We start from the raw sequence: 22081 nt of genomic DNA, 5'->3' as shown, positions 1-22081 counted from the left end.
AGGGAAGATGAATTACAATTTTTGTCTTGAAAATAGAGACTAGAGGCTAGGGGCTAGGGGCTAGAGAAGAGAGATTTCCATGCCCTCATTGTGTGATTTATCACATCAGTTCTAGCTTGAAAGAGTGATTTTGGCGAAAGTAGGCAGCAAGATGTGTTGCTGTGGTTATTCCACCCCATAGCAACAGCAATAACTGTTGAGTGATGGTAGAGAGCAATTAGGAAGCAGAAGCCATCTCAGTCACATGAACTTGATAACCAACCACAAGCTGTACAAAAACAGTTAAATAGCATGATATGCGCTCAAGTTAAATCCATTACGGACCGGAATTTTATTTTAAAGGCTTTATTTCTATCAGGCTTTTCAGGAAATGATATTATACAAATCTATCATTGACTGCAAAGTATACATTTATAATTATGTCTAATTTATTTAAAAAAATCACCTTTTTTTTGCTTCTAAACAGATGGGAATTTATTTTTTTGAATTTACGTCATCAAAAACGAATCATAACAAGTTCTATATTGTTATTTACTCTGGCATTGTACATAACTTTGATTCCTATAACTTTTGCTCAACAACCAGCCACAAATATTTCTATTATTCACTCTGCAATCGCCATACCAGAACAGTTAATTGAGCAAGGAGAAAGTTTTTATCATGTGGGAAAGTTTAAAGAAGCGGTAGCAGTTTTGCAACAAGCTGTCCGTTTCTATGAATCACAAAAAGACTATATCCATCAAGCAGTATCTTTAAGCAATCTGGCACTGGTATATCAGCAACTCGGTTCATTTAAAGATGCCGAAAATGCTATTAATATAAGCTTAAATTTGTTGAGTTGGGATGCCAAAGAACAAAAGTTAAAAGTCAATAACCAAAACTCAAAATTTGTGGAAGTTTTGGCACAAACCTTGGATATTCAAGCGGGACTACAACTGGAATTAGGCAGGACTGAACTATCTTTAGCAACTTACCAGCAAGGAGAAAAATTTTGGCAGCAACTCGGAAATAATATTGGTGTAACTCGCAGCAAAATTAATCAAGCTCAAGCTTTACGGTTTTTAGGTTTCTACCGCCGTGCATTGGATACATTAGAAGTAGCGAATAAACACTTACAAAACCAACCTGACTCGCTGATGAAAGTTGCGGCTTTACGTTCCCTGGGTAATGCACTACAACTGTCGAGCGATTTAGAAAAATCTCAGGAAACGCTACAAGCCAGTATTAATATCGCTCGAAAACTGCAATTACCCCAAGATATTAGTGCTGGAGAGTTTAGCTTAGGTAACACGCTGAGAGTCAAGGGTGATTTTGAAAAGGCGATCGCACATTATCAAAAAGCGGCTGAAATTGCACCGAACCCCCTAGCAAAAGTTCAAGCGCAGATCAATCAACTTAGCTTGCTGGTGGATATGGAAAAAATCGCAGAGGCCAAAGCACTTCTCCCTATTATCCAATCGCAACTTGCAAGTTTACCTGTCAACCGTAGCAGTATCTACGCGGAGATTAATTTTGCCCGTAATAGTAGGAACATTATTTCTGCTCAATATATTGCCCGGATACTGGCTCAAAGTTGGCAACAGGCACAAAGTATCAAGGATAGGCTAGCCCAATCCTACGCCCTTGGTAGCTTAGGAGAAGTATATGAGGAAACCAAGCAATGGCGAGAAGCTCAGGAATTGACAGAGAAAGCATTATTGATTGCTCAAGAATTAGAAGCTTCAGATGCAGCTTATCTTTGGCAGTGGCAGTTGGGAAGATTATTGAAAACACAGGGGAAATTACAGGACGCGATCACATTCTATGATGCTGCTATTGCTACCCTTCAGTCTCTACGCAGTGACTTAGTCGCCGTAAACCGCGATGTGCAATTTAATTTCCGTGATAGTGTTGAACCTATCTACCGCCAGTCAGTAGAACTTTTGTTTCAAGAAAAAGGAGAAGGCAAACCGGACTTAGATAAAGCCCGCAAGCTGATTGAAGCACTACAAGTTGCCGAGTTAGATAACTTCTTTCGGGAAGCTTGCATAAATAACCAATTTGTGGCGATAGACAAAGTTGTAGACAGAGACAATCCCAACACTGCTATCTTTTACCCACTTATCCTGGAGAATCAGTTAGAAGTTATCCTCAAACTGCCCAACAAACCTTTAATCCATAAAACTGCTGTAGTCAGCGGTAAGGAGATTGAGCAAGTCGTAATGCAATTGCGAACAGACATTGTTCAACCCGAAAGAACTAAGAAAGTTAAAGCCCTCTCCCAAAAACTTTATAATTGGTTAATTCAACCATATGAAGTCGAGTTAAACAGTAGTGGTGTCAATACTTTAGTATTTATTCCTGATGGGTTTTTGCGGAATATTCCAATGGCTATTTTGTATGATGGCAAACGATATTTAATTGAAAAATATGCAATTGCTCTCAGTCCCGGGTTACAAATATTTAGCCCACAAACTTTTAAAACAGTATATTCTACTGCATTGATTGGCGGACTTTCAGAAATACCTGAAAACGAGAAATTTGCACCACTTCCTAATGTCAAAAATGAACTAAATCAAATTCAAAGATTAGGAATTAAGACTACTACACTTTTTAATAAAAATTTTATCAGTACAAAATTAGGTAAAACAATTAATGACAAGCCTTATAGAATAGTTCACCTAGCAACTCACGGAAAATTTAGTTCAAAAGCCAAAGAAACTTTCATTTTGGCCTATGATAAGCGTATTTATGTTGACGAACTAGATACCTTGCTTAAGAGTCGAAGTGAAAATATTACTGAACCTGTGGAATTACTAGTGCTTAGTGCTTGCGAGACGGCAACCGGAGACAACCGTGCCACATTGGGATTAGCAGGGGTTGCAATTAAAGCAGGCGCACGAAGTACGCTAGCTTCGCTATGGAACATTAATGATGACTCCACTACTTTTTTAATTAGTGAATTTTATCATCAATTAATTACTAGCAAAGTCACAAAAGCAGAAGCATTACGTCAAGCCCAAATTAAGATGCTCAAGGTTGATAATTACAGCCGTCCTTCTCAGTGGTCACCTTACGTAATAGTGGGCAATTGGCTGTGATCTAACCCAGGAGAGCGATTTTTTCGGGGGAGATGGGGTAAACAACGCGGTAAGATGACCAAATGCCCGATTCCTCTGAACCACTCATTTACCAACTTACTGAAGTTTAGTCTAAACTCCAGCAACAAAATAAATTCTACAAATTAGATAGAATTGCTATATAAAAAACAACTGGGTCTAGTTTCCACTTAACATAACGCCTAGCTAACAGAAAACCTGCAAACCTGTCGTCACATCAACGCAAAAACCAGACCCAGTATAAAATTATTGGCAATCAGACTTTGAATTCTAGCGTCTGCTACCACCACGGTAAGGCACTGCACTGAGATAATCAATATCAAATGCAGATAGTTTCTGCGCGTAGTTACCTTTGCCAGCGAGATCGGCTGCTGCATCCAAGTACTTGCGAGGGTCGCCTTCTGGCAATCGCTTTTCTTGAGCCTTGCGGCTGTAGAATTTCTCCACGGTGAAGCGCCAGTCGGTCTTGACGGTACCTTCTTTTTCTTGGAAGTCTTCGCCATAGCGAGGAGTTACCAAATTAAAGGGACGACCTTCTAAGCGCTTGCGCTGATAGGGTACGGTATTGTCGCCAAAGCTTTGGGTGTACTCTTCGCTGTCGATGATGGCATCAACAAAGCCGCTAAAACCCTTGGTGCCAATCACAATTGACCAGGCAATTTCTTCGTCTTTGTTGTAAGACGAACGACCCAACAACCGCTTGAGAGTGATGTCTACTAAACGGTAGTTGTTGTTAACAGAGACAACTAAACGATAGAAAGCCTCAGATTTAGCTAAACCTCTAATGAAGTCCCGCACAGACAGAGAGCCATTTTTCAGTTGAGATTCTAGAGTCCCTTGGCGGTTAAACTTGAGAATTTCATGTTCGCTAAAAATTTGGCGATAACCAGCCCAAATTATGTTCTGAATGTCAGTGTAAGAACTAACATCTTCAGTTCTGTAGATGTACGGTGTATTTTCATTTTGGTCAGCAACGCCGAAGCTCTTGACCCGGTGATTCTGACTGCTTGGTTTGTATTCAAGTAATGGCAGTGCCATGCTGCGTTGTTCCTCTTATTAACAAATTAAACAAAGAGCTAGCTAGTGAAAACTGAACGAGGCTTGATTTCTCAAACAACTCAATTCATGTTTTATTTATTGTCCCGCATTAGGTTAGTAGCCAGAACTAGTTCCTAACTAATTTCGCCGATTTAGCGTACAGGGAAATTAGCACTGCTATTGATGGAAACGGGAATACCTGTTGGCTTCGTTTCCCTTGTGGTGTTAGGAATTTGGATGTTTGCAGTGTTAACTCTTGTAAAGACAAGTGTCTTGATCTCAATGGAACTAGCTAATTCCAAGAAGTTCTTGATATCGCCTTCCTTATAACGCTGACTTTCTAGCTTATCGCGCCAGTAGTTGCCGTAGCGAGGTGTCACCAGATTAAAGGGTCGATCTTTATAGCGCCGCCGTTGGAAGGGAACTATATTCTCACCAAAGTTGGTTTGATACTCCTCAGAATCTAGCAATGTATCAACAAAACCACCCCAACCGAGAGTAGCAATCTTGATTGACCAAGCAATTTCTTCTTCTTTATTGTAAGGGGCACGACCTAAAAGCCGCTTCAGGGCAAGTTCCACTAGGCGGTAGTTGGAGTTTGTCTTAATCACCAAACTCTGGAACGCCTCAGATTTAGCTAAACCCCGAATGAAGTCACGCACGGTAATTGCTTTATTCTTCAATTGGGATTCTAAATTTCCCTGGCGGTAGAATTTTAGGATAACGTGTTCGCTAAAAACTTGCCGATAGGCAGCCCAAATTAATTCTTGGACTTCCCCACCAAAAGCATAGTCTTCTATGCGGTAAGCTCTGGGGGTATCTTCGTTAGGAACTTCGTAACCAGGGACGCGCTGGTTTTGGGAACTGGGTTTGTATTCTAGTAAAGGGATTGACATAGTTCAGGGGTGTTATAAGTTGTTATTCGTCATTAGTGTTATTGCTAATGACTAATGACTAAATGACTATTCCCTACGTTGTCCGGCTTCCAGGAAGGTAACGATAAGGCAAGGCAACTGGCGTGGGTTTGACGGTTGGTTGCGGGGTAGTTGCTTCGCGGGAGGTGTTGGGAATCTCTAGATTTTTGATTTGGGAGGTAACTGAGGCGATGGTTCGCTGGTAATTGCGTTCGCCGGTGATGATGTTTCCTGCCATTGCCATAAAATTGGCTGGAATTGCCCGCCGAATATCTTCTGTAGTCAAATCCCCTGAGGTGCGGGCGTTGTAGAAGGAACGACCTCCCAGGTATTGGAGAGTTAGGCGATCGCGCCAGTATCCAGCATAACGGGGGTTAGCTAAGTTAAAGGGGCGGTCTCCAAAGCGACGGCGTTGGAAAGGTACGATGTCATCGCCAAAGTTTTCCAGGTACTCGTCAGAGTCTAACAGAGCGTCAATGAAGCCATGTAACCCTTTTGTACCAATCACAATTGACCAGGCAATTTCCTCGGCTTTGTTGTAAGCAGCGCGTCCCAAAAACCGCTTTAAGGTGATATCAACTAAGCGATAGTTGGAGTTGGTGTCTGCTACCTGGGTACGGTAAACTTCCGACTTGCCCAATCCCCGGATAAAATCCCGGACGTTAATCGCCCGATTTCGCAGTTGAGATTCCAGACCGAGTTGGCGATTGCTCTTGATAATCAAGTGTTCGCTGAAAATTTGCCGATATCCTGCCCAGATGATGGCATCAATGTCTGCATCTGAGGTAGCGGCGGTCGAGCGATAAATCGTTGGCGTGTCTTCGTTAGGGACTTCGTAGCCTTCTACACGCTGATTTTGTGTGCTGGGTGAATATTGTAGCAGTGGTATTGACATCTTTACTTTTACCTTGTTTTATGGTATATAAAACAATTTATTGGCTTTGAGCCAATTGGACGCGGGCACGGACTGCCTTTTCGGCATCAGTTGCCAGCATTTCTTTGAGTCTATCCCGGATGGGCTGTTGCAATTCGCCTATCTTGGCCAAGCTTTGCAAACCAACGACAGCGGCATAACGAATCGACCAGTCTGAGTCTTGAGAAATGAACAGCAGTGTTTCCAAAGCTTGCTGTGGCGCTATTTGGCTTTCCGGAAAACCCAACTTATGCCAGTGTAAGTTTCCTAGTCCTTTAGCAGCGGCACGGCGGACACTGGGGGCAAAGTCTGTAGCAGCGGCACTGATTAAAACATCTAGTGCACGGGGGTCAGCGATCGCCGCTAAGGTACGAATCGAATAAGCCCGTGCGCCATAGTTATAATCATCTATTTGGGCGAGCAGTTGTGGTACTGCTTTTTCTCCAAACTCTGTCAGTGCCGCTACTGCCACTATCGCCGCCTCTGGGTTGTTATAACCAAACACGGCTATTAAGGTGGGAATTGCCGCTGGATCTCTGGCTGCTGCCAAGTTTTGCACTGCTGTCACCATTCGCGCTGGTGTATCTGCAAGGGCGACGGCCCGAATTAGTTCATCAGTCATTAGTCAGTGGTCAATAGTCAATAGTCAGTGGTCAATAGTCAGTGGCAAAAAACAACTGAACATTTGACAACTGACTACAAAAGTGAATCCATCAACTTCATAACCCGGATTGCATCATCAGAAACACTGAGGAAATCTAACTCGCCGGTGAGTTGATGCTCAAGCAATCCTTTGAGGGCAATGAGTTTGAAGCTATTTTCGGCTTTGGCATAAGCGATCGCCTCCGCAGAGGCCACATACCCGATTGCACCCAAGTCCCCTAAAGCAACACGGCGCAATTTCAGATCGTTGTTGTCCAACATTTTCACTAAGTGTTCCCCATAAGCAGGGTCTTGTGTAAGTTGGTACATTGCTCTGGCTGCGGCGCACTGCACACCTGGTACTGGATGCTCTAAGAAAGGCTGAATGAGGTAAATAGCCTCAGTTGCACCAATAGATCCCAAGGCTTCGATCACTGCTTCGTAGGGCTGGGTTAGGTGGGGGCGTCCGGGTACTTGCACGGCACCTGAGACACCCCCATCTAGCAGTCCTATGAGTGCAGATACTGCTGTTTTGTCCCGGAGCATTTCCAGGGATTGGGCTGCTGCTTCGCGCACGTAGAAGTCAGGACATTCTAAACACTTAATCAAGCCTGGTACAGCTTTGGCATTGCTGAGTTTCCCCAGTGCTCTGGCCGCATTGCGTCGTAGTGGATAACCTCCCAATTCAGTTCTGTCGGCTTCATCCTCTAACGCCGCAATTAGTCCATCTATAGCATCTGGTTGACTAACCCGGAATTTACCCAGCCACCAAGCAGCATAATAGCGGAGACTTAAATCTGATGATTGCAGATTGGCGATTGCGTCCCGCACGCCTTCGGCGAACCCTAGCTCTGGTGTGAGATGTGGCCCATTATCGGCAGAATATTCTGATCCACTGGGTTCTATCATTGCCAGGGCTTTAGTTGGCCTCCGGGGTGCTCAACAGTTCAATTTTGACGATTTTCCCGCCTAGACGGGTAATTCGCTGATATTCTTCGTTCAAGCGACTATAAGGCACTGTGATAAACACGCTGCCACTACGACGAATATTGTATTTATTCTTGTCGGTTTCTGAATTTTGCCGCAAGCCTACAACTTCGTAACGAAAAATTCGGCTAGCGGATGAGGAAACGCTACCCGCACCAAGTGTGGTTTGACCAAACATTATTACTCGAGCTCCTCTAATTTTTGCCTATTGCCGACCTAAGAGGCAGGGGGAAGAAGTCATCAATCAAAAGTCAAAAGAAAGACCGCTCTCTTTTTACTTTTACCTTTTGCCTTTTACCTTTTGCCTGCTTCAGGTTGAGATGATACTGACAATTTTGCCACCCTGCTTGTGAATCTGCTGGATCTTGTCAGAAAGCCGCTCGTAAGGTACGATAAACGCTGTGCTGCTACGTCGTACACTGGGATAACCAGGACCGCGAATCCCCGTGACTTCAATTCGGTAAGAGCGATCGCCTGCACCTACAGCATTACCTAAGTTTTGCTTGGGAGCTATATCCGCAGATGCACGGAAATTCCAATTATCGTTACTACCAGATGGTCCAACAATTGAGGAAGATTTGTTACTTGCCAATTCCTCAGCTAAACGTGATCTTTTGCCTTGTACCTGAGCGTTATCGCTATTGGCATAACCCCGGTATAACTGGAATATCCGATTAAAGCCAGCAATTGTTTGCCCTGGTTGAGTATCAAAACCACGGTAGTAAGGCACAACATTGTCGCCAAAGTTGTTTTGGTACTCCTGAGAATCAATGTAGGAGTCAATTTCAGCATCGTAGCCGTGGCTAATGTACAAGTCTAAATGGTAAGACACCTCAGACTCATCATAGGGAGCGCGACCCAACAAATGTTTGTAGTTGAGTTCGATCAACCGGGTTTGGAAACTATTGTAGAAAAATTTTGCTTTGTAGAGTTCTGATTTAGCAACGCTGCGGACAAACTCCCGCACTGTCAGGTTGCCATCCCGGAGAAGTGATTCTGCACTAATAAGGCGATCTGATGCCAATATATAGTCATTACCCAAAACATGTCGATAAACGGTGCGGATCACCTGTTCGACTTCTTCTCTGCTAGCGTTGGGGCGCAGTTCAACTCGACGTGCTTCGCTAAAAGGCTCTGTTCCTAGCCTTGATGCTGCTGTTGTAATTGCCATTTTTTTTCCCCTATTTATTTGCGCTTCGGCTAATTTTGCCGAGTGCTCGCTCAAATTATGCTTTTTATCTATACCCAGATAAAACGATGCCCGGAGCGAGATCCAACTGCTAGGTGATTCCATCTAACACTTGCATCCCTCTCCGGGCATAACGCTATCTAGCTGAGGGCGTTGATTGCATAGTCAATGTAGGTGTTAGCTTCGTTAGCAGCTTGACCACCCAAGCCATGATTGGCTTTGATGTACTTCAGAGCTTCTACATACCAGCTAGGAGACAACTCAAAGGAGCTGTTGATTTCTGCCAAACCAGCAATCAGGTACTCATCCAAGGGACCTGTACCACCAGCAACTAAGCTATAAGTGATGATGCGTAGGTAGTGACCAACGTCACGAGCACACTTGGACTTACCACGGCTGTCAGCAGCGTATTGTGGTCCTGGTGTTTGGGTGGTGTAAGGGAATTTTTGGTATACAGCTTGGGTTGCACCATCAATCAAACGTTGAGCGTTTGAGGTCAAGCCACGAGCGGCTTCTAAGCTAACAGCAGCACGTTGAAAACGACCGTTGACAGCTTGAAGTTCGGTGTTTCCTAAGAAACGTCCTTGAGTATCAGCAGCTGCAATAGCTTCGGTAATTGGGGTTTTAACCATGATTTCAAATCTCCTTGGTAATTCGTAATTTTTTTACCTAGACACCTAATTTTTTAGGTTCTGGGTTTTTGTAATGCTATTAAACAACAGCAGCAGCAGCGCGATCAAAGTAGCCAGCTACTTCAGAAATCAATTGGCTGCAATCACCCTTGCTGATACCGTTAGGATCGTTAGCAATCGCGATCGCTGCTTCCTTGATCTTTTGAACGCCTACAGCTACGGAAGAACCAGGAGTACCCAATGCTTGGTAGGTTTCACGCAGTCCATTGAGAGCGCGATCATCGAGAACACTGGAGTCACCTGCTAGGATAGCGTAGGTAACATAGCGTAAGATGATTTCTAGGTCACGCAAACAAGCAGCCGCACGACGGTTGGTGTAAGCGTTACCACCAGGAGCTACTAGTTGGGGCTGTTCTTCAAACAAAGCACGAGATGCGTTGGTCACGATAGCAGAAGCGTTGCTGGTGATGCGGTTAACAACATCTAAGCGCTTGTTGCCATCTTTAACAACGTTTGCCAAAGCATCGAGTTGTTCGTTGCTCAGGAATTCGCCTCTAGCGTCGGCTTGGGATACAACCTTGGTGAAAACATCTAATGTCATGGACTCTAATCTCCTAATTACTTAGTTGAAAGATGTCAGATTTAAAACTGTCAATCTTTTATCAATCTAGAATGGCTGACAACAGACCAGGAATTAAACTGCCTCTCAATTTAGTCTCACATTTGCTTGCCACTACGATGAATGAGAAATATGAGAATCTGGGGTGATTTTATGAGAAGCTGGCAAACCTTAATGAATTGATTGCCGCGTTTAACTTTCGTCTGTTGTTTTACCCCTCCAGTTTATGTTTATACAATGCTATAGATCCTTTATTTGTTACAAATTGTGAATAAATAAGTTGGGGGAATAAGAAATGCCTCAAATCCTTTACATACAAGGACTCCGCCTGAGAAAAGACAAATATCTTTGTAACAAAACTACATAAATGTTGCATTTACATAGAGCATTTTCCTTGTTTAAGATTTATTTAATTTTCGCAAAAACCTTGAAAAAACAATACGTTGCAGATTCAGATGGCATTTGTAGTCCCCGCAGATTTTGTTAAGGAATGTAAATTTTTTATTTCAAAATATTGTTCTAAGTCTCCACAATTCGTCCTCCTAGGGTTGAGATGGGGTAATTAGGGCAATGGGGAGTGCCGAATCGAGGAAAATTACTCCTCAATTCAGCACCCCCCACCCCCGTCAGTACTTAACGCCGCTAGGGCGGTGGTAATCCGAGATAGTACAACTTTATCTGCTTCTTGGGCTATCGCCTGTTGTAAGGCGGCGCTAGCCTCTGGTGTAGCAATTTCTTGCAGAGAAACCGCAGCTGCGTAACGCAGTCCCCAATCCTCAGGGGTGAGCAACGCCCAAGTCAGCTTTTCTTCAACACAACGGATAACTTCTGTGTCGTTACAAGTACTACCTATCCGTCCCAGTCCCCGTGCAGCAATGCGGCGGACGTTTCCCTGGCAGTGATTGGCTACTGCAACGCCCACAACTTCAGCTAACAAATCAAGGGCTTCTGGAGAGCCAATTTGGGCTAAAGCCTGAATAATATAGGCTTGTAAGCCCTGATCGCTAGAAGCAGCAAAAGCGGTAATTAACGGTTTTACTGTTGCAGGCGCTAATCTTACCAAAGCTGCGACAGATGCTGCGCCTACAGAGGGATGATGATGGCTTAAAGCTTGAATTAAGGCATTGATCATGGCTATTTCTTTACTTTCACTAGCAGCTAAGGTAGTGATTGCCGCGATCGCATCTTGAGGAGTTGAGGCGTGGTTTAATTGCGAGATCAATTGCTCGATATGATGAGAGTTCTGTGTGTTCATATTTAAATCATGCAGGTAAAAAACGCTGGTAAAAAAGATTGGAGACTAGATACTAAGATTTTTCTTAACACCCAAGTCTCCAATTCCTAAATTTCTAAGTTCTCATTTCAAAGCTGAATTAACAAATCATCAATTGTTTGGAAAAGTAACTGAGATGTTTCCTTTTGACAAACCTCATTATCCAAAACTCCTTCTAACATTCGCTTCAAATTTAATAGCTTCAAACTGTTAGGAACTTTAGCCGCTAAAATTGCCTGTATAGCTTGCTGATGACCAACTGCGCCCAAATCAAATATCGCAGCCCAGCGTAAATACATATTGTCATGATTGAGATTTTTGATAATGCGTTCAATGTATTCGGGCTGCTGAGTTAAAAGATACATATATCGAGCGGCTGCACATTGCACTCGCTCGGAAGAATGATTGAGAAAAGACTCAACTTGAGAACGAGCTGACCAAACTTCTAAAGTGGCTAGTGCTTCAATTAGTGCTTCATAGGGTTGTTCATGACTCTCTTGCAAAAGATTAAGCAAAGGTGTCACAGCCTGCTTGTCCCCAATAGCCGCTAAAGCCCCAATTACTGCTTCCCGCAGACGCAAATCCACATCACATTCCAAGGCGGCAATTAATGCTGGTACTGCTTGAGGATTTTTCAGTTGCCCTAAAGCCCGTGCAGCTTGACGACGCAGAGGATACCCCCCTGATGGGATGCGATACCTAACATCAAACAGGGCATCGCACAACGCCTCACAGCCTGCTTGCGCTTGATGCTTACCCAGCCACCAAGCAGCATAATAGCGGATTTGGTTATCGTCACAAGACAGCGCCGCGATCGCTGCTTCTGGAGAAAGAATTGGTTCGACAGAGTTAGCAGCAGTCATTGCAAAGATTGGGGAAATAGGAATTAAAAGGAGGGAGAGAAGTCTTCTAGAATTCTTCCCCGATCCTCCTTGTCTTGTCTGTTTTCCTGCTGTTTTAAACGGGCGAAATTTTGGTGATTTTACCGCCGCGCTTGTGAATTTCTTGGTATAGAGAAGAGAGTCGCTCGTAAGGTACAGTGTAAACCTGTTGACTACGACGCAATGCTGCTTTACTACCAATATTACCGGCGATCACTTCAATCACAAACATCCGACTATCTCCCCGTGGAGCAGAACTGATTAACGTCGGTGCTAATGATGCAAAGCCAGTACCAGCAGAAGTTGGTGGCGAAATCCAGTTTGCCAAATTCAGCGAGATTTTTGTCCGCAGGCGCGAATTTTTGCCGCCTAATTGAGCGTTATCACTGTTGCCATCACCACGATAAAGCTCGAATATGCGGTTAAATCCTACCGTCTTCATTCCTGGAATTGACTTAAATCCACGGTAATAAGGAACGACAGAATTACCAAAGCCGTTGTTATATTCTGGGCTATAGATGTAAGAATTAATCTCAGCATCGTAGCCACTAGAAGCGTACAAGTCTGTGTGGTAAGCAATTTCTGATTGATCGTAAGGTGCGCGCCCCAGTAAGTGCTTATAGTTTAATTCTATAAAACGCACCTGAGAGTTACTGTAAAAAAAGCATTCCTTGTAAAATTCAGATTTGGCTAAAATCTCAATGAATTCGCGGACATCGATTTTGCCGTTACGTAACAAAGATTCGGCACTGGTAAATTTTTGGCTGGCATATACGCCTTGACGCCCAAAAATTTGTTGGTAGGCAGCCCGAAACACCAGTTGTAAATCTTCTTCACTGGAATTTGGGCGAAGCTCAACTTTTTCGCTGGCTAAATCTCTAATTCCTAGCCGTTCTGCGACTGAACTACTCATCTTGACAATCGCTCCTTTGCAAATTTATTGTGGAAAGAAATTTGGGTCTTTGGAAGTAGAAAAATACTCAGATTTAGTAAATAGACATTAATAAACAGTAATGTTCGTAGTAGCGCTACGAAAAAACATTTAGTTTTGTCAATCTACTTATCTAGCACTTATCTATTTCTAAAGACCCAAGGGTGTTTGTTTAGCTCAATGCGTTGATCGCATAGTTGAGGTAAGTGTTGGCTTCACCAGCAACGTCACCGCTCAGACCATGATTGTCACGGACAAACTCTAGAGCAGCTACATACCAACTAGGAGATAAACCAAGGGCGCTGTTGAGTTCGCTCAAGCCAGCAACTACATATTCATCTAAGGGGCCAGTACCACCGACGACAGCACAGTAGCTGATGGTGCGGAGGTAATGGTCAATATCCCGTACACACTTGGATTTGCCTTCTGGGGTAGAGGCATATTGAGGGCCACTCATTTGAGTGGTGTAGGGGAATTTTTTATAGACGTGATTCGCTGCTGCTTCCGACCATTTTTTGCCGTTTTCAGAGAAGGCTTTAGCAGCATCTAAACCAGCACGAGCACGGTTGAAACGACCAAATACCGCTTGTAATTCGGTGTTGCTCAGGTAAGAACCGCGAACATCGGCGGCGGCGATCGCTTCGGTCAAAGGCGTTTTCATGATTTTCTTAATCTCCTGAATTTTCGAGTAATTACTAACAATCTGCTTTGAAAAAAATCTGGCAAAATACTTTTATTAGACAACAGCAGAAGCTGCGCGATCAAAATAGCCAGCTACTTCAGATATCAGTTGGCTGCAATCACCTTTGGTAATGCCATTGGAATCATTGGCAATGCTGATTGCTGCATCTTTCATTTTTTGAATTCCTGAAGCCACAGCATCACCAGGAGTGCCGAGAGCTTGGTAGGTTTCGCGCAAACCATTCAAGCAACGATCATCCATCGCGCTGGCATCACCTGTTAGTACTGAATAGGTGACATAACGCAAAATAAATCCTAAATCGCGGATACAAGCAGCTTGATTACGGTTGTGGAAGCAAGCACCACCTGCGTTGAATACTTGAGGACGTTCAGCGACTAAGGAGCGATAAGCATTTGCCACAATGGAGTTAGCATTGCTGGTGAGACGGTTAACTACATCTAACCGCTTATTGCTATCAGCAACAATTGCTGTTAATCCATTGATTTCGTCAGCGCTTAGGTAAGAACCTTTTTTGTCGTTTTGTTCAACTACTCTAGAAAAAGCGTCAAGCATTTTTTATTCCTCTCAAAGGTTATTGCTGACTTCAATAGCAATTAATTATTCAAGACAAAAATCGAAGACAAAACCTGGTAATTTTTGCACATTGAAGACATAAATGTTGCCTGATTATGTGCAATTAACTAACCAAAGAAATTTGCGTTTTGCTTGTTTTTTTTAATTGCGTTTTAAAGCTGTTTGTATTTTATATATCGCTTGCATTAATTTTTTATTAAGTTTTATGTAATTGTGTTAATCCATACAACATTCTGCTAAAGCTCTCTACCTACAAAGCTTTGGGTCGTTTTGATTAATAAATCTCTTTACAATAAGACATTTATCGTTACTTAACTTCATAAATTATTGTAGTTTTTCAAAAATTTAGTAGCATATTAAGCTTATAAATGTTTGCTACTGTCAGTAAATTGTTTTATATAAGCATTTCAAAGATTATTTATTTATAATTAATGTATTAAATATAACATTTAAGATTTTTCTCCAAGGAAATGATAATGATTCTTATGAAATAATTTAAGTATTAAGCCTATTCCCTTATATCCAAAAAAATGATGCATACCAGTATTTACAGCATTTACTGCTGCTATCTACTGCTGCTTTGATGTCGAATTTGTTTGTGACGTTTTGTAAAAATTAGTTAAGAAAAATCTGAAAAATTTCTCAGATTTCTCAGATTTCTTTTTAGTTTTCGGCAGAAATGCCGATTCGCCGGCGGAGAATTTCTAGCAAAGTCGTCAAAGTTTGGGGAAGGGGGGCAGTCACTTCGATCAAATCTTCAGATATCGGATGCTGCAACTTTAGTTTCCAAGCGTGTAGGGCTTGACCGGGCAAATTTACGCCAATGGAATGAGCAGAACTATAAATTGGGTCGCCGACTATGGGATGACCGATTTTGGCGCTGTGGACGCGAATTTGATGGGTACGTCCCGTTTCTAATTGGAAGTGAATTAATGTGTAGTTACCAAGGCGTTCTCGTATTTGCCAGTGAGTAATGGCATTTCTTCCACCTTGTTCTATGGAGACAATTGCCATTTTTTTTCTATCTTGGGGATGACGACCAATTGGTAAATCTATGATACCGCTTTCAGTTCTTGGCGCACCATAAACTACACCTAAATATTCTCGCCGTGCAGTTTTTGCTTGGAGTTGTGCTTGAAGGTGTTGAAAGGCGATATCTGTTTTGGCGATCGCGATCGCACCGGTGGTATCTTTATCTAATCGATGGACGATTCCCGGCCGTTGGACTCCACCAATTCCGGGAAGGTTGGGACAATGTGCTAACAAAGCGTTGACGAGTGTGCCATCTGGATGTCCCGGTGCAGGATGTACGACTAATCCTGCCGGTTTGTTGAGGATGATTAGCTGGTCATCTTCGTAGAGAATATCTAGGGGGATGTCTTCGGCTTGGAGTTGCAGGGGTTTAACTTCTGGGATTTCTAGGGTAATGCGATCGCCCCGAACGAGAGTTATCTTTTTAGACGTGCAAACTTTGTCGTTGAGTTGGACGTTTCCCTGTTCGATTAGCTGTTGAATGCGGGAACGGGAGATGTCTGATAATTCTTGGGAAAGATAGCGATCTAGGCGATCGCCGGAGGTATTGACGATGCGATCGCTTTTTTCTGGAACTTCTAATTTAAATTCGGTCACAATTATTCTGGATTAATTCCTCTTTCTTGGAGTAAAGCACGGAGAGATAGCAACTCTGCTTCGGCTTGTTCAGCCCGTTGACGTTCTTGTTCAGCCCGTTGACGTTCTTGTGCTGCTATGGTCTCAGCTTGATCTGCCCGTTGTCTTTCTTGCTGTCGTTCCTGGTCTAGTTCTACAAAATTGAGAAAACGTTGTCCATCAGGACGATAAATTTGCAGTTCACCATCTGATAGTTCAAAGCGGATACCAAGACGAGGACTTACCCAACCAGCCATTTGCTGAATGTCGGCTAATTCACCATCAGAACGCAACCAACCGCTTAACTCATTGGTATCTGGATCATATAGATAATATTCTTCCACCCCATAGCGTTCATAAAATTTGTATTTTCCAATCATTTCCTTAACACTATTGCCAGGGGAGAGAATTTCAAACACAACTTGTGGAGGAATATTATCTTCTCGCCATTGCAGATAAGAACCGCGATCGCCTTTTGGTCTGCCGAATACTACCATAGCATCCGGCGCTCTCCGGTTGGTGTTATTCCCTTCTATTGGATACCAAAGTAAGTCTCCAGCTATAAATACGTTTGGGTCATTGGCAAACAACAAATCCAAGTTTTTTTTAATTAGTACAATCAACTCAAACTGTTTTGTGTTATCTGCCATTGGCTGTCCGTCACTTGAAGGGTAGATAATCTCTTTTTTGGTGTCAGGTGTTAGTTGTGTAACCATTACGGTAATTCCCAGTTAATGGGCGGTGTTATTAATTTTAACAAATCGCCAAACAGGCGTGTTAATTCATATCTTGCACCTAGCCCGAACGACTGGAAGTCGCGGCTACACAAACAAAGTCCACCTGCGTGGACTAATAAAAAATGAAGGGTTTTGAGCCGGCTTTGGCAGGCTTTGTTCTGGTAGACGCGATTTTAATCGTCTGGTGCTGGATTTAAGGGCGAAACCGACGCTGTAGCATGCTTTTAAGGCGAAATAAAATCAAAATTGTTATCCAGAGACTGAAGCTAGCTACTGCACCTGCACCAATGCTGTACCAAAGGGCTTTTGTTTGGTAAAAGGGGATATTTTCGGGATCTGTTTTTTGGGCGATAATCGCAGAAGATGTTATTTGGCTAGTGCCTAGTCCAACACCTACAATTGCAATAATCGTGTTAAGATTTCGCTCCCTTTGTGCTTGTTGAATTTCCACCATACCGCGAATGGTGGTAGTCTCATTTTCTAATAAAGCTAATCCAGCATTCAGACTGAGATAGTCTTTTTCTAATTGCACTTTATACTTGTTTTCAACTATATTACTAAATTCTGTTAACCAAACTGACGTTTTGAAGTGTTTATCGCACTGAAGTTTGTAATTTCCTAAATTAACTTGGACTGTATGTTGTTGAATTTGTAGCCAATTTATATCTTGAATATATACTGATAGATTTAGTCCATTTTGTTGTAACTCTGTCTTCAGTCCCCCCAAATCTTTTTTGGATAAATCATTGGATACAACAGTAATATCCTTTTTGCTTTGTATCTGTTTCGCTAATCCAGCTTTGAGTTCTCTACCTTGTTGATAAGCCCAAATTATTTTTTGTCGCCAATAAAACAAAGAAAGCCAATGAAGATAATAATTCTTAGATACAACATCAACAAAGGTTTTTTCATCAGGATAGAATACAATTATTACATGACTGTCTTTTTCAATTCCTTCCCACTGGGTTTTTCCCCGCCACATTTCATAGACAGTTGCACCTAAAAATTCCCCTTTAATTAAATATTGATGTCCGTCAGCAATTAAAGATTGATAAATTTGTATAGCTTCAATTTCAGTAATTTGGCTATTATCGGGAACCATCGAACCTGACATCATCCAAGTTTGACCTTGATAACCAGCTTTTGAAAGATGTCCTGCTGGTAAATTATCAATCTTTGGCAGTAAAGCTAAATTTTTTAATTCAGTTAAGATTGATGGTAAATTAGATAATTCTACTTCTTCATCAAAAGAGCAGCAATAGTTTAAACAAGAAGTATCATCTACTGTAGTGCGACTATAGGAACCATCTATTTTACGAGTAGCAATTCCAAACTCAAAATATTCAGGTTCTCTAACTGTAACAGTTGATAATCTTTTCTGTTCGACTTCTGACGGCAAATTAAACCAATACTTTTCATAGGCATCTTTATCTGATACCTCTGTGAGATTGTAGATAAATAAATCGAGAGTGGGATACTTGATTTTGTTCATTAAAAACTTTATTGAATAACTAGCTTAATTTCTACTGCATATTTTTTCGCCTCAGCAGGAGAATCAGCAGCTTTTAAAATTGCTTCAATTGACTTTGAAGGCATAGCAATTGCTAAATTTTCAATCATTTCTGGGTCAGTAGCATTAGTTTGACTTTCTTTTTTCAAGTCACGGTGTTTATTGCGTTCTTGAATTTCATATTGCTGCTGGATATTCATCCTTGCTTGCAAATAAAATTCCTTCAGCACATCATCTTTAGCTAATTCTAGCAAGCGGTTAATGGCATCAGTCGGGGTGTCTGCAAAAATTTGTCCAACCTGATTAATTTCCTGCTGGAGTTTTGCGGGTAATGGAGAATCTAATTTTAACAAAGCTGTTAAAAAAGCGTTGATAGTGACTGTTTGTGGTGTGTTGAGCATAAATTTATATTAGGGTTATTTGATTTGAGAATGCAGGTTGCAAAGGCTGCTACCTCGAATTTAAAACTAAGGAAAAACCTCACCCTGTCCTGACGGACATCCCTCTCCTTCACAAGGAGAGGGACAGGTTTTGCGTAGCAGAACCAGGGTGAGGTTCTGTGAATCTTTTTCATCTCGGTTTACCTGTTAAAATAAACCCAGCCCAATAATAAGGATGAGCATAAATAGGCTCACTTGATGTTATTTTATTTGGGTCATTTTTAATTATTTGCACTTCAGTTTCTATAAACTCTCTACACTGGGGTTCATTTAATTTATTTGCTAACTCCAAATACCAATTGGCTAAACCTTTATAAGTTAACTGACTCAACCATTCTTTAGCTTGTCTCAAAGCCGCAGGAGGAGTTAGAGTTTCCTTGATTAATTGGTAAAATCTAATCATTAATATAGCAGTAGACCGTTCATCAACTCGCCATAAAGTACTAACAACATAGTTTGCACCCTTGGCTAAAAAGCCACTCACTAAACCTACATATTCATCAATCAAGTTTTCTGAACTACTCATCCCTGTTTCACAAGCTGAAAGACAAATTAATTCATACTTACTAAAGTCTAATTCATCATTATCAAAAATATCTCCCAAAGTCAATTTATCAGATTCAGTTAACATCAAAAACGACTCTCGTGGCTGTTTTGGGTTATGGTTGCCATGTCCAGAAAAATGAAATAACCCTGTATTTTGTTGCAAAGCCATGATTAATTCTTGGTGTTTGACGGGTGGGATTTGCAATGGCTGACATTCTGGATATAGTGAAGCCAGCGCAACTGATTCAATAGTGGAGAAGGCTAACTCGTTACTTACTACATTAACTATTGCCTGCGGTGATAAATACGGTTGTGCTAAAAGCTTGATACCTATCTGAAAACTTGGTAAATATGTGATGTTGGATTTTCCGGGAAATAGGCAATCTAGAGGCAGTAAATGTAATTCTCGGTGGGGAATTAATATCAATTCTTCAATATCTTGGAGATTTTCTAGAATGCGGTTAATTTCTAAGATGTCGCAGAGTTTAGTCAGCAACATATTGTCCATTTTTTGCCGCCAAGGGGCTGTTTCTTTGGCTGTATTGGTGTAATTACCCTCACAATAATCTTGATAATCTTGTTTCCATTGCTGCATCCATTCTTGAAAGCGTTTGAGTTGCTGAAAATAATCTAAAAAGTTAGATGTTCTCTGTTGTGGCAACGTCTGAGAAAAGGAGTTGAAGTAAAATTGTATTTCTCTTTTTACGGGAAATAAAACTATAGGCGGCTGATTGTGTTTGATAATAAAAGTGGTGATAGCATTGGGGCTGATGTGCCAGTAAACCGCCGCAGTTTGAGGATTAAGTAGTTTTTGCATATCCTGATAATCAAAACTGGGTGGTTGATCATCCCAACCTTCCCGCAACCAAGCTAGACAAATATTTTTCCGCGCTTCCGCTAATTCCAAAGCTTTGATGTGCTGTTGTTTATTTGGAGATTGAAGGCGGATATCTACTCGCAATTGGTCAAAAGCGGCATATTTTCGCCGTAGGGTGATTTCTTCTTCTTTAGATTGGCATTTACTGACTAATTCCTCAAGTCGCTGTGTTGCTTCTTCTTGGCGTTGCTGGAATGTCTGAGTGTCACCTAAAGCCGAACACACTCGCAATAATTCTTGCAATGTTTGCATATTGCGTTGGGGAAAGTTCTCAAAACTTAGGGAATTTAAGGCTTGTTCACAAATGGCTTTCGCTTCTAGCCAGGATTTGATCGCTTTTTCTTCTCTCCCTAAATGAAACAGCGCAATTCCCCGGTTGAACCAAGCTTCGTGGTAATCAGGTTTGAATTCTATGGCTTTGTCGTATGATGCGATCGCCTCTTCATATCTCCCTAAATCATCCAGCACAAATCCCTGACCATTCCAAGCATAGTGGTCGCCAGGTTTGAATTCTATGGCTTTGTCAAAAGATGCGATCGCTTCTTCATATCTCCCTAAATCATTCAGCGCCTTTCCTCGGTTGAACCAAGCTTCATCTTTGTTAGGTTTGAATTCTATAGCTTTGTCGAAAGACGCGATCGCTTCTTTATCTCTACCTAAATGAAACAGCGCATTTCCTCGGTTGTTCCAAGCTGTGTCGTCGTCAGGTTTGAATTCTATGGCTTTGTCGTATGATGTGATCGCTTCTTCATATCTCCCTAAGCGATACAGTGCATTTCCTCGGTTGTTCCAAGCTGTGTCGTCGTTAGGTTTGAATTCTATGGCTTTGTCGTATGATGCGATCGCTTTTTCATATCTCTCTAACTCATACAGCACAATTCCTCGACTACCCCAAGCTATGTTGTCGTCAGGTTTGAATTCTATGGCTTTGTCGTATGATGTGATAGCTTCTTCATATCTCCCTAACGCATACAGCGCAATTCCCCGGTTATACCAAGCTGTGTCGTCGTCAGGTTTGAATTCTATAACTTTGTCGTAAGATGCGATCGCTTCTTCATGTCTCTCTAACTCATCCAGCGCAAGACCTCTACCGCGCCAATCTTCTGCATTTTGGGGGGAAAGTGCGATCGATTGCTCAAAATCTGCATCTGCTAACTGCGTTTCCTTCAGTTGTTTGTAAGCCATACCCCGACGCGCTAATGCCAAAATATAATCAGGCTGAATTACCAAAGCTTGGTTGAGGTATTTCACCGCTTCTTGATATCGTTCCAGCCGAAAGCTAGCTAAACCCAACCCATAAAACACCTGGGGATTTGGCGGTTCCAGTGTCACAGCTTGCTGAAAAGTCGCGAAAGCTGCTTGGTAATTTCCCCGATCCAATTGGTCATTTCCTTGCTGGAGTAATGTTTCTAGGTTGGGGTTTAGGGTCATTTGGCTACATAGGGTTAATGCTTATTACTATTATTACTTGTAGCCATCTTCAATGAGTTATGAATAGCAAGATTCCCGACATCTCTAAACCTCACCCTGGTTCTGCTACGCAAAACCTGTCCCTCTCCTTCGTAAGGAGAGGGATGTCCGTCAGGACTGTTTGAGGTTGAAAAAGACTTTGGTTCTGCTATCGCTTTATCTTTCCCTCTCCTTAGCAAGGAGAGAGATGTTAGTCAGGAATTTTTGAGGTTGAAAAAGACTTTGGTTCTGCTATCGCTTTATCTTTCCCTCTCCTTAGCAAGGAGAGGGATGTCCGTCAGGACAGGGTGAGGTTTTAATGTTAGGGAATCTAGATTAGCGAAAGATACAGAAAGTAAATCAAATTTTTGGAATAATGTTTTCTGGCATAATTTGCACCTTGTTACTCTTGAGCATTTCTACTCGAGTAAATTGCAGTTTGCTGTAATCTGACTTGTTAAAAACTGGGGTGTGGGGTGTGA

General features: G+C 42.1%; 20 protein-coding genes. 1 reads left to right on the top strand and 19 read right to left on the bottom strand.

The window, feature by feature from the left end:
- Window positions 1–419 precede the first annotated feature (419 nt).
- Complete coding sequence (locus tag CYLST_RS03610) at window positions 420–3080, top strand: CHAT domain-containing protein (protein ID WP_015206343.1); 2661 nt, start codon at window positions 420–422, stop codon at window positions 3078–3080.
- Between the two features lie 288 nt (window positions 3081–3368).
- Here CYLST_RS03610 and CYLST_RS03605 read toward each other — a convergent pair whose 3' ends face one another.
- From CYLST_RS03605 to CYLST_RS03515, 19 genes are all read right to left on the bottom strand, one after another.
- Window positions 3369–4136 (bottom strand): phycobilisome rod-core linker protein CpcG4, encoded by a 768-nt coding sequence (locus tag CYLST_RS03605; RefSeq protein WP_015206342.1) that lies wholly within the window; start codon window positions 4134–4136, stop codon window positions 3369–3371.
- Window positions 4137–4288: 152 nt separating this feature from the next.
- Entirely contained in the window at window positions 4289–5032 is a 744-nt protein-coding gene (locus CYLST_RS03600; protein WP_015206341.1) for a phycobilisome rod-core linker protein CpcG2, read from the bottom strand.
- 73 nt (window positions 5033–5105) lie between these two features.
- On the bottom strand, window positions 5106–5945 hold the full coding sequence (locus tag CYLST_RS03595; protein ID WP_015206340.1) for a phycobilisome rod-core linker protein CpcG1: 840 nt from the start codon (window positions 5943–5945) through the stop codon (window positions 5106–5108).
- 37 nt (window positions 5946–5982) lie between these two features.
- Window positions 5983–6585 carry a C-phycocyanin alpha-cysteine-84 phycocyanobilin lyase subunit CpcF gene (locus tag CYLST_RS03590; protein WP_015206339.1) on the bottom strand — a complete coding sequence of 201 codons (603 nt, stop codon included), beginning with the start codon at window positions 6583–6585 and terminating at the stop codon, window positions 5983–5985.
- A 74-nt stretch (window positions 6586–6659) separates the two neighbouring features.
- Window positions 6660–7514, bottom strand: a complete 855-nt coding sequence (locus CYLST_RS03585) for a C-phycocyanin alpha-cysteine-84 phycocyanobilin lyase subunit CpcE (protein ID WP_015206338.1) — start codon at window positions 7512–7514, stop codon at window positions 6660–6662.
- Window positions 7515–7524: 10 nt separating this feature from the next.
- Window positions 7525–7770, bottom strand: a complete 246-nt coding sequence (locus CYLST_RS03580; protein WP_015206337.1) for a rod-capping linker protein CpcD — start codon at window positions 7768–7770, stop codon at window positions 7525–7527.
- Window positions 7771–7902: 132 nt separating this feature from the next.
- A complete protein-coding gene (locus tag CYLST_RS03575) occupies window positions 7903–8763 on the bottom strand; it encodes a phycobilisome linker polypeptide (protein WP_041233408.1) in 861 nt (286 codons plus the stop codon).
- 158 nt (window positions 8764–8921) lie between these two features.
- Window positions 8922–9413, bottom strand: coding sequence for a C-phycocyanin subunit alpha (cpcA, locus tag CYLST_RS03570; RefSeq protein ID WP_015206335.1), 492 nt, complete (start codon window positions 9411–9413; stop codon window positions 8922–8924).
- Between the two features lie 79 nt (window positions 9414–9492).
- Window positions 9493–10014 (bottom strand): C-phycocyanin subunit beta, encoded by a 522-nt coding sequence (locus CYLST_RS03565; protein WP_015206334.1) that lies wholly within the window; start codon window positions 10012–10014, stop codon window positions 9493–9495.
- Between the two features lie 625 nt (window positions 10015–10639).
- Window positions 10640–11287: a HEAT repeat domain-containing protein gene (locus CYLST_RS03560; protein ID WP_015206333.1), complete on the bottom strand. Its 648-nt coding sequence runs from the start codon at window positions 11285–11287 to the stop codon at window positions 10640–10642.
- Window positions 11288–11394: 107 nt separating this feature from the next.
- Window positions 11395–12168 (bottom strand): HEAT repeat domain-containing protein, encoded by a 774-nt coding sequence (locus tag CYLST_RS03555; protein ID WP_015206332.1) that lies wholly within the window; start codon window positions 12166–12168, stop codon window positions 11395–11397.
- A gap of 94 nt (window positions 12169–12262) precedes the next feature.
- Window positions 12263–13099 carry a phycobilisome rod-core linker polypeptide gene (locus CYLST_RS03550; RefSeq protein ID WP_015206331.1) on the bottom strand — a complete coding sequence of 279 codons (837 nt, stop codon included), beginning with the start codon at window positions 13097–13099 and terminating at the stop codon, window positions 12263–12265.
- Between the two features lie 190 nt (window positions 13100–13289).
- On the bottom strand, window positions 13290–13778 hold the full coding sequence (locus CYLST_RS03545; protein WP_015206330.1) for a globin family protein: 489 nt from the start codon (window positions 13776–13778) through the stop codon (window positions 13290–13292).
- A gap of 75 nt (window positions 13779–13853) precedes the next feature.
- Window positions 13854–14372: a globin family protein gene (locus tag CYLST_RS03540; RefSeq protein WP_015206329.1), complete on the bottom strand. Its 519-nt coding sequence runs from the start codon at window positions 14370–14372 to the stop codon at window positions 13854–13856.
- A gap of 684 nt (window positions 14373–15056) precedes the next feature.
- On the bottom strand, window positions 15057–16025 hold the full coding sequence (locus tag CYLST_RS03535) for an RluA family pseudouridine synthase (protein WP_172642173.1): 969 nt from the start codon (window positions 16023–16025) through the stop codon (window positions 15057–15059).
- Window positions 16025–16756 (bottom strand): Uma2 family endonuclease, encoded by a 732-nt coding sequence (locus CYLST_RS03530; RefSeq protein ID WP_015206327.1) that lies wholly within the window; start codon window positions 16754–16756, stop codon window positions 16025–16027. The genes CYLST_RS03535 and CYLST_RS03530 overlap by 1 nt, the downstream gene beginning before the upstream one ends.
- Window positions 16757–16970: 214 nt before the next feature.
- Window positions 16971–18269: a hypothetical protein gene (locus tag CYLST_RS03525; protein WP_015206326.1), complete on the bottom strand. Its 1299-nt coding sequence runs from the start codon at window positions 18267–18269 to the stop codon at window positions 16971–16973.
- An 8-nt stretch (window positions 18270–18277) separates the two neighbouring features.
- On the bottom strand, window positions 18278–18688 hold the full coding sequence (locus CYLST_RS03520; protein WP_015206325.1) for a hypothetical protein: 411 nt from the start codon (window positions 18686–18688) through the stop codon (window positions 18278–18280).
- Between the two features lie 169 nt (window positions 18689–18857).
- Window positions 18858–21581: a CHAT domain-containing protein gene (locus tag CYLST_RS03515; protein ID WP_015206324.1), complete on the bottom strand. Its 2724-nt coding sequence runs from the start codon at window positions 21579–21581 to the stop codon at window positions 18858–18860.
- Window positions 21582–22081: the final 500 nt, after the last annotated feature.

It is taken from the genome of Cylindrospermum stagnale PCC 7417 (genome assembly GCF_000317535.1).
In the GTDB taxonomy this organism is placed as follows: Bacteria; Cyanobacteriota; Cyanobacteriia; order Cyanobacteriales; family Nostocaceae; genus Cylindrospermum; species Cylindrospermum stagnale.
Note: the sequence above shows the minus strand (reverse complement) of the source record. Positions and strands in the feature narration are given on the sequence as shown.

What these genes read in the sequence shown, in the direction of transcription:
- CYLST_RS03610 (WP_015206343.1), top strand. Translation starts at nt 420, where the DNA reads ATGTCTAATTTATTTAAAAAAATCACCTTTTTTTTGCTTCTAAACAGA.
- CYLST_RS03605 (WP_015206342.1), bottom strand. Translation starts at nt 4,136, where the DNA reads ATGGCACTGCCATTACTTGAATACAAACCAAGCAGTCAGAATCACCGG.
- CYLST_RS03600 (WP_015206341.1), bottom strand. Translation starts at nt 5,032, where the DNA reads ATGTCAATCCCTTTACTAGAATACAAACCCAGTTCCCAAAACCAGCGC.
- CYLST_RS03595 (WP_015206340.1), bottom strand. Translation starts at nt 5,945, where the DNA reads ATGTCAATACCACTGCTACAATATTCACCCAGCACACAAAATCAGCGT.
- CYLST_RS03590 (WP_015206339.1), bottom strand. Translation starts at nt 6,585, where the DNA reads ATGACTGATGAACTAATTCGGGCCGTCGCCCTTGCAGATACACCAGCG.
- CYLST_RS03585 (WP_015206338.1), bottom strand. Translation starts at nt 7,514, where the DNA reads ATGATAGAACCCAGTGGATCAGAATATTCTGCCGATAATGGGCCACAT.
- CYLST_RS03580 (WP_015206337.1), bottom strand. Translation starts at nt 7,770, where the DNA reads ATGTTTGGTCAAACCACACTTGGTGCGGGTAGCGTTTCCTCATCCGCT.
- CYLST_RS03575 (WP_041233408.1), bottom strand. Translation starts at nt 8,763, where the DNA reads ATGGCAATTACAACAGCAGCATCAAGGCTAGGAACAGAGCCTTTTAGC.
- cpcA (WP_015206335.1), bottom strand. Translation starts at nt 9,413, where the DNA reads ATGGTTAAAACCCCAATTACCGAAGCTATTGCAGCTGCTGATACTCAA.
- CYLST_RS03565 (WP_015206334.1), bottom strand. Translation starts at nt 10,014, where the DNA reads ATGACATTAGATGTTTTCACCAAGGTTGTATCCCAAGCCGACGCTAGA.
- CYLST_RS03560 (WP_015206333.1), bottom strand. Translation starts at nt 11,287, where the DNA reads ATGAACACACAGAACTCTCATCATATCGAGCAATTGATCTCGCAATTA.
- CYLST_RS03555 (WP_015206332.1), bottom strand. Translation starts at nt 12,168, where the DNA reads ATGACTGCTGCTAACTCTGTCGAACCAATTCTTTCTCCAGAAGCAGCG.
- CYLST_RS03550 (WP_015206331.1), bottom strand. Translation starts at nt 13,099, where the DNA reads ATGAGTAGTTCAGTCGCAGAACGGCTAGGAATTAGAGATTTAGCCAGC.
- CYLST_RS03545 (WP_015206330.1), bottom strand. Translation starts at nt 13,778, where the DNA reads ATGAAAACGCCTTTGACCGAAGCGATCGCCGCCGCCGATGTTCGCGGT.
- CYLST_RS03540 (WP_015206329.1), bottom strand. Translation starts at nt 14,372, where the DNA reads ATGCTTGACGCTTTTTCTAGAGTAGTTGAACAAAACGACAAAAAAGGT.
- CYLST_RS03530 (WP_015206327.1), bottom strand. Translation starts at nt 16,756, where the DNA reads ATGGTTACACAACTAACACCTGACACCAAAAAAGAGATTATCTACCCT.
- CYLST_RS03525 (WP_015206326.1), bottom strand. Translation starts at nt 18,269, where the DNA reads ATGAACAAAATCAAGTATCCCACTCTCGATTTATTTATCTACAATCTC.
- CYLST_RS03520 (WP_015206325.1), bottom strand. Translation starts at nt 18,688, where the DNA reads ATGCTCAACACACCACAAACAGTCACTATCAACGCTTTTTTAACAGCT.
- CYLST_RS03515 (WP_015206324.1), bottom strand. Translation starts at nt 21,581, where the DNA reads ATGACCCTAAACCCCAACCTAGAAACATTACTCCAGCAAGGAAATGAC.